This is a genomic window from Rhizobium mayense (genome assembly GCF_030272705.1).
GTDB lineage: Bacteria > Pseudomonadota > Alphaproteobacteria > Rhizobiales > Rhizobiaceae > Rhizobium > Rhizobium mayense.
Genome location: NZ_JARFYM010000053.1, coordinates 22,531 through 29,311, shown reverse-complemented (window position 1 = coordinate 29,311; position 6,781 = coordinate 22,531). Strand labels below are relative to the sequence as shown.

At 58.5% G+C, this 6,781-nt stretch carries 7 protein-coding genes; 3 read left to right on the top strand and 4 right to left on the bottom strand.

Annotation, left to right across the window (positions count from 1 at the left end; genetic code table 11):
- Positions 1-61: 61 nt before the first annotated feature.
- On the bottom strand, positions 62-301 hold the full coding sequence (locus PY649_RS32625; RefSeq protein WP_285873068.1) for a hypothetical protein: 240 nt from the start codon (positions 299-301) through the stop codon (positions 62-64).
- Between the two features lie 651 nt (positions 302-952).
- The gene (locus tag PY649_RS32620; RefSeq protein WP_285873067.1) at positions 953-1,384 is read right to left on the bottom strand and encodes a BA14K family protein; all 432 of its coding nucleotides are present in this window, start codon (positions 1,382-1,384) and stop codon (positions 953-955) included.
- 383 nt (positions 1,385-1,767) lie between these two features.
- On the opposite strand from PY649_RS32620, the gene PY649_RS32615 reads away from it, so the two are divergent.
- Positions 1,768-2,832, top strand: coding sequence for a D-alanine--D-alanine ligase family protein (locus PY649_RS32615; protein WP_285873066.1), 1,065 nt, complete (start codon positions 1,768-1,770; stop codon positions 2,830-2,832).
- A gap of 53 nt (positions 2,833-2,885) precedes the next feature.
- Here PY649_RS32615 and PY649_RS32610 read toward each other — a convergent pair whose 3' ends face one another.
- On the bottom strand, positions 2,886-3,233 hold the full coding sequence (locus PY649_RS32610) for a CAP-Gly domain-containing protein (RefSeq protein WP_285873065.1): 348 nt from the start codon (positions 3,231-3,233) through the stop codon (positions 2,886-2,888).
- 101 nt (positions 3,234-3,334) lie between these two features.
- Positions 3,335-4,261, bottom strand: a complete 927-nt coding sequence (locus tag PY649_RS32605; protein ID WP_285873064.1) for an AraC family transcriptional regulator — start codon at positions 4,259-4,261, stop codon at positions 3,335-3,337.
- A 141-nt stretch (positions 4,262-4,402) separates the two neighbouring features.
- Between PY649_RS32605 and PY649_RS32600 the strand changes: the two genes are divergently transcribed.
- Both PY649_RS32600 and PY649_RS32595 read left to right on the top strand, forming a co-directional pair.
- Complete coding sequence (locus PY649_RS32600) at positions 4,403-5,254, top strand: oxidoreductase (RefSeq protein WP_285873063.1); 852 nt, start codon at positions 4,403-4,405, stop codon at positions 5,252-5,254.
- A gap of 198 nt (positions 5,255-5,452) precedes the next feature.
- A complete protein-coding gene (locus PY649_RS32595; RefSeq protein WP_285873062.1) occupies positions 5,453-6,652 on the top strand; it encodes a four-carbon acid sugar kinase family protein in 1,200 nt (399 codons plus the stop codon).
- The last annotated feature ends 129 nt before the right edge of the window (positions 6,653-6,781 follow it).

Sequence of the window (6,781 nt, the reverse complement as noted above, 5' to 3'; positions counted from 1 at the left end):
CTCGGTCACGAACTTCAGGTGAAAATTTGTTGGTCGTCTTGCTCATATCGGCTCCACTTTCTCACGAGTTGGAGCCTCCGGCAAACCCGGCGCGGTTCAGGTCTTTACATTCGCCACCTAGGAAATGATCTGCGAGAAGGTCTCGCAGATCATTCCCAAGCGGCATTTTTCGGCCATCAGGATGTCTGCAATCGTAATTTATCCCCGCCCCGAAAAACAGAACAACTTCACCCCGGGTCACCGCATTGATGAGCGTTGTGGGAATCATATGAATGCCGCCCTCTCCTAGTTGAAGCAGCATCCTGCAATGCCTCCAGGCAAATGGTCAACGAAAGAAGAACTAAGCCGCTTGTTGGTCTATCGGGCCAACATCGCAACAATCGTCAGCCGTGCTTGGCCTGGCTACACAGATTTCGTCATTCCTTCTGCAATGGCGGGATAGCTAGCAAGTTGGCTCGCGAGCGGCTTCGCCAAATTCGCAGACGACCCTTGAGATCGAGGGCAGCATAACGCGCCCCACCACATGCCACATCCAACTGCCGCTCATTCTGCCTGACAGGCGCTCGCCACCGTCCCGCGCCCTACTTATTTTGAGAAGGTTATATGCAACATAAACTGAGCAGGTTGTGGTCGCCGTAAGCTATCCAAAAACTGCTTTGAATGTTGACATTTTTCTGTCGGCCGCGTTAAAGAATTGGTCCACAATATTGGTACACCCGACATCATAGGGGTGGTGCCAAAAGCCTTATTTTCCGGGCTTTTTGGGTGCTTTTGAGAAAATTCAAATCTCTCTAGCAGCACCAGTTTTCCCGCTGATCATTAAAGCTCTTGTAATCCAAAGCGTTTTTGTCCGAGGCTGAAAACAGGGACATTGATCTGCGCCTCGCTAAGGCACCTGGCCGAAGCGAGCGCTGGCCGATCTTACAGGCTTCCGCACACCCGCTAACCCGTATCAGTAGGCCAACCGGCACCGATACAGGTGGTATCGCCCCTGGCACCACGCGTAATGGCTCGCACGGGGATAGTAGTAGCTCGGGGGATAGTAGTAGGGCTGGGAGTAGTAATAGGGCTGGGCCGCGAGACCGCCGATTAATGCACCTGCCCCAAACGCTGCCAACGGATACCAATAGTCGTTGTGATAGTGATAGCCGCCGTAGTAGCCGTGCCAGCCACCCCATCCGCCATGCCAACCACCGCCCCAGCCGCCATGCCAACCACCACCCCATCCTCCGTGCCAGTAGACCTCCTGGACGTTGCCGGGCGCTTTGGCCGCTGCAATTTCATGCACCGCCGGCATTGGCATCGCTTGAGCAGACATTGACGCACAGGCGGCAACCGCTGCCGCCATTGTCGTCGACGCGATCTGTGAAACGAACTTGGCCATCTGTGCCTCCGTTCTCTGCCTGAATATTAGGAATTATAGCGCACAGCGGGGCAGATGGGGAGCGTAGTTTGGTCCGAGCCAGTCGGCAGAATCGAGCGCTAGACCGATCTCAGAGACTCTCTCGCGTATCGACAGCTAGCACCCCGAGCGGTCCTTTGGGAACGCCTTACGATCCTTTACCGGAGAGTAAAGCACCTTACCAGCAGCATAGGTAGCAACGAACGGCACGCCACCCGCCAGGACAGGAAATAATCAACGGCCGCCTGTACGCAAAAGCGAAAGCCGTCTCCCACCCGTATTTCTTTCCTCCCCAATTTAGCTGCAATCCCCCGTTTAAACCCTTCTCCCATCACATCCTTCTTGGCCCGGGGAGATCCACCTTAATGTCGAAACTACGCGTCGCCGTTCTGTTTGGCGGTCAGTCCACCGAGCATGAGGTTTCCATCATGTCGGCCCGCAATGTCATCAAGGCGATCGACGGCGGGAAATATGAGATCGTGCCGATCCTGATCGATCGGGCGGGGCGGTGGCTGCTGGTCGAGGAAAAGGGCGGCCCGCTGCCTGAGCCGATTGCTTATCAAGGCACGGAAGTTTGTTTGGCTCCGGGCGGCAAGGGCCGGCTCATGGCGCTGGGGGGCTCAGGTGCGCGCGAAATGCCTGATATCGACGTGCTGTTTCCGGTGCTGCATGGGCTGAACGGCGAGGATGGGTCCATTCAGGGCCTCGCCCAGATCGTCGGCGTCCCCCTCGTCGGTTGCGGCATTCTGGGGTCGGCGAACGCGATCGACAAAGATATAGCAAAGCGCCTGCTGCGCGAGGCCGGCCTGCCGGTCGCGCGCTCCGTCACCCTGCAGCGCGGCGATATCCCGAGCTTCGGTGACATCACCAGCGCGCTGGGCTCGCCTGTTTTCGTCAAGCCAACGCGCCAGGGATCGTCGGTCGGGGTCAGCAAGGTGCATGATGCCGGTCAGTTCGAAAGCGCGCTTGCCGAAGCCTTCCGGCATGACCGCAAGGTGCTGGTCGAGGAATTCGTGCGCGCCCGCGAAATCGAATGCGCGGTGCTGGAACAGCTGGATGGTACGCTCTTCGTCTCCGTGCCGGGCGAGATCGCCACCGCTGAGACCCATGGCTTCTATTCCTACGAAGCGAAATATCTCGATCAGAATGGCGCCGTGATCACCGTGCCCGCGGATATTCCGGCCGAGACGGCCGAGGTGCTGAAGCGCATGGCCGCCGAAGGCTTCAGGGCGCTCGGATGCGAAGGCCTGGCGCGCGTCGATTTTTTCGTGCGGCCGGATCAGAGCGTCGTCATCAACGAGATCAACACCATGCCCGGCTTCACCAATATCAGCATGTATCCCAAGGCCATGGGCGCATCCGGCATTTCCTATCCGGAACTCGTCGACCGGCTGATCGAACATGGGCTTGTCAGAGCTCGGCAGGCCTAGGCTCTAACGACAAGGGCGGCAAAGATCGAGGCGCCGCCCATTCCGTCTTCCCGTCAGACCTTTTCCGTCTTCTTGGTCTTGACCTTCGGCTCTGCCGGCGCATCCGGCGTCGGCGCCAGCAGTTTTCTGAGCGAGGCAATCTTGTCCTTCACCAGCGGGCGGAAGCGGCTGGCGCGGTAGGGCATATCGGCGGCGCCATAACCCTCGGGGCCATCGTCGTCGCCGCGATGGATTTCCTCGAGCTTCACGCCGATGAATGTGCCGTCGACATAATGCGTATATTCGCCGACCCAGCGGATCGTGTAGATCGTGCCCTTGCGGATCAATTGGTCGATGCTGACATGCTTAAAGGTGTCATCGATACAGACGACCTTCTGGCCCACATGGAAATCGTAGCTCATCTGTTCTCCTTGAAGCAACGGAACATCATGGCCCTGGCGCTGGGACACGAGCAAACCCGGTGCGGTTCACTCTCCAGAACAAATTATCCGGTGAGTCAAGTTCATCTGCCGCCGAGAAACGCTGCATCTGTCGCCGGCGGTCGACCAAATAATTTGCGGTATTCACGGGTGAACTGCGTTTGGCTGTCGTAGCCGACGTCAAATCCAATCTCTCGCGCGCTTGCCTCACGAAGGAGTAACCTGCGACGCGCTTCCTGCAGTCGAATGAGTGCTCGATATTGTAGCGGCGTCATCAATGTCACGGCTTTGAAATGCCGATGCAGCGACGTGGTGCTCATTCCCGCCATATCAGCCAGTTTTCCGATGCTCATGGGCTCCGCGAAATGTTGCCTTATCCAATCGGTGACGCGGCCAATTTGCGCCAAATTCGTTCCGTGCGTCGCAAGCTGCCGCAGCATTGGCCCGAGCTCACTGCGAATTAGTCGGTAATACAGCTCAAGCTTCGCGAGTTTTGCCATCATGTCGATGTCGTCGGGCATATCCAGGCAGGATACGAGGTTCGATGCGGCACGCAGTATCTCTGGTGTTTGCTGCGACACTGCAATTCCGGTGCGATCGTAATGCTCCGCCGCATGGGTCGATGGCATTTCCGCGAGAATCTTTGCGATCTCCTCCCTGTCCAGTTCGAAGGTGAGCGCCAGGTGTGGGCTGATCGGATCAGCCTGCTCAATGCGAGCTGACACCGGCAGGCTGACTGTCGCGATGAAATATTGCGAGGAATCGACGCTGAAAGTCCGCTCTCCGAGCTGAATCTTCTTCGCCCCCTGCAATACCAAGCAAATTCTCGGGCTATAGACAGAGTCGGATGGCAGTGTCGGTTGACCCACTTTGTAAAGTGTCAATCCTTGCACCTCGGTCGCCTGCTTTTGAACGGCAGCGTGACGACTGATCAGGTCTCGTAGCTGTGTCGACGGTTCCATAAATCCGGCCCTCGATAATGGCGGCGTTTCCCATACATAATATTCCATTCCCCGTCTGCAAAAATTGGAAGGATCGTATGAAAGTCTGGTCCTTCTGCCCTAACGCTTGGACGTCGGCCGCTCCTAGATTTGGCCAATGCGGTCCTTCGACATGAAGGCCGCCAAATCAATCAAACGAAAGAGCTGAACATGAGCGACACACCTGTATGGTTTATCACCGGATCGTCTGCGGGCCTGGGATTTGAGATTGCAAAATCCGTACTCGAGCGGGGTTGGCGAGCGGTTGTGACGGCGCGGCAGCCTGAACAGCTAGAGACCCTTGTCGCCCAGCACGAAGGACGCGCTCTGGCACTCCGCGTCGATGTTACCGACAAATCCACGATCAGAGCGGCAGTGGCCGATTCCATCGCCGCTTTTGGCAGAATTGATGTGCTCGTCAACAACGCGGGCTATGGTTATCTCGCGGCCATCGAAGAAGGTGATGATGAGGGCGTGCGCAAACAGTTCGAAACGAATTTGTTCGGCCTGATTGATGTCACCAAGGAAGTATTGCCGGGTATGCGCGCCCGCAGGAAGGGTCACATTGTAAACATTTCGTCGTTAGGCGGCTTGGTCGCATTCGCCGCCACCGGTTATTACCATGCCACAAAGTTTGCCGTGGAAGCGATCTCGGAATCACTGTCATACGAGATTGCTCCGCTTGGCTTGAAAGTGACAATTGTCGAGCCGGGAGCGTTTCGTACCGACTGGGCCGGAAGCTCGATGGTCGAGTCCCCAATCAGGATTGACGACTATGACGGCACGGCGGGAAAGCGCCGCCAGTCCACCAGAGCCTCCTCCGGCAATCAGCCCGGCGATCCCTCGCGCGCCGGGTCCGCAATCATAAAGGCGGTCGAAGCTGAAGTGCCGCCACTTCGGTTGCTGCTGGGCGCCCCAGCGCTTGATATTGCCTACAAGCGTCTTGAAGCGCTTAAAGCGAATTTCGATGCCTGGAAGGAGGTTACTCTTAGCGCTGATTTCCCCGATTTTCAGAGAAACTGACGATCTTATGCTGGGCAGCGCTCGGTTATGCGCTGGCGAGCAAACGCGACTGATATCGCAGCCAGATCAATGAAACGGTGACAAAGCAACCCGTTGACAAGCCTTATGGAAGGCTGAAGATTGCGCTTCGTCTGGGCAACCGTAAGGTCCAGCTTCCATATCCGATAAGCGTAAGGCCCTTTGAAGGCTCCCTAGTTCATGCCCACCCTCCGCCTCATCGCTGACGATCTGACCGGCGCGCTTGACACCGCCGTCGAATTCGTCGGCGTCTATGGTCCGATCGAAGTGCAGCGCGACGATGCGCTTCCGGCGAGCCTGCCGGATTGCCTTGCGATCGATAGCGGCACGCGCGAGAAATCGGCGGACGAAGCAGCTGCAATCGTCGGAAGCATCGCGCCGCTGCTGGAGGGGGCCGACCTTGCCTTCAAGAAGGTGGATAGCCTGTTTCGCGGCCCTTGGGCTGCGGAACTTGCGGCCTGCTTCCGGCTCGGCCACTGGCGGCACTGCGTTCTGGCGCCGGCCTTTCCGCATCACGGGCGGCACACACGCGGCGGACGGCAGGTGCTGTTTGCGGGGAAGGACGCCTGGCGCGATATCAGTGGCGATCTCGTCGCTCATTTGAGAGCGGAGGGATTGCCGGCCTTCAACACGGTGCTCGCCCAACACTCTGTCGATGCCGGAGGCCATCAGCCCATTCCGGATGGCATCCATGTTTTCGATGCCCATTCGGACGATGATCTCGACGCCGTCATCGCATGGGTATCATCTGAGCTACAGGGACCGGTCCTTTGGAGCGGTACCGGCGGGCTGGCCCGAGCACTGGCGCGCAATATCGATTTGGCGACGCATCATCTCCCACGCACCGAAAAGGGCGCGAATGAACGACGCCCCGCACCCGCCGTGCCGATGTCGCGCAGGCTGCTAAGACCGGTGCTTGGCCTGTTCGGCTCGGATCAACCGATCACGCTTGCGCAACTCCAGGCCTGCAGTCCCAATTGGCTGAAGCTTTCGGAAGGCGCTGATGCCGATGCCGTCGATCGACAAATCCAGCAAAGCGGCGTCGCCATGGTCAGCCTCGATCTGCCGACGGGGCTCGCACGCGACGATGCGGCAAGGCGGATCGCGGCAACCTTCGGCGGCATAGCCAAGGCACTGCCGGCCCCGGCCACATTGATCGTCGCCGGCGGCGAAACCTTGCGAAATCTTTGCTCGGCGCTCGACGTCACCGCCCTCAGCATCACCGGCCAAGCAGCACCAGGCCTGCCGCGCTCCACGATTGTCGGCGGCCCATGGCAAGGGACCACGGTCATCTCCAAATCCGGCGCCTTCGGAGGCCCCACTTTGTGGCGCGATCTGCTGAGTGAAAATGCGCTCATCGCCGGAGGTGAGGAGCCGTGACGTGGCATTTGGCAATCACGGTGGCAGCCCATCGATGAGATTGTCAGGCACGCTCTCCGATGCCGCAACGTCGTGCATGGCCCCTCACCCTAGCCCTCTCCCCGCAAGCGGGGCGAGAGGACGACAGCG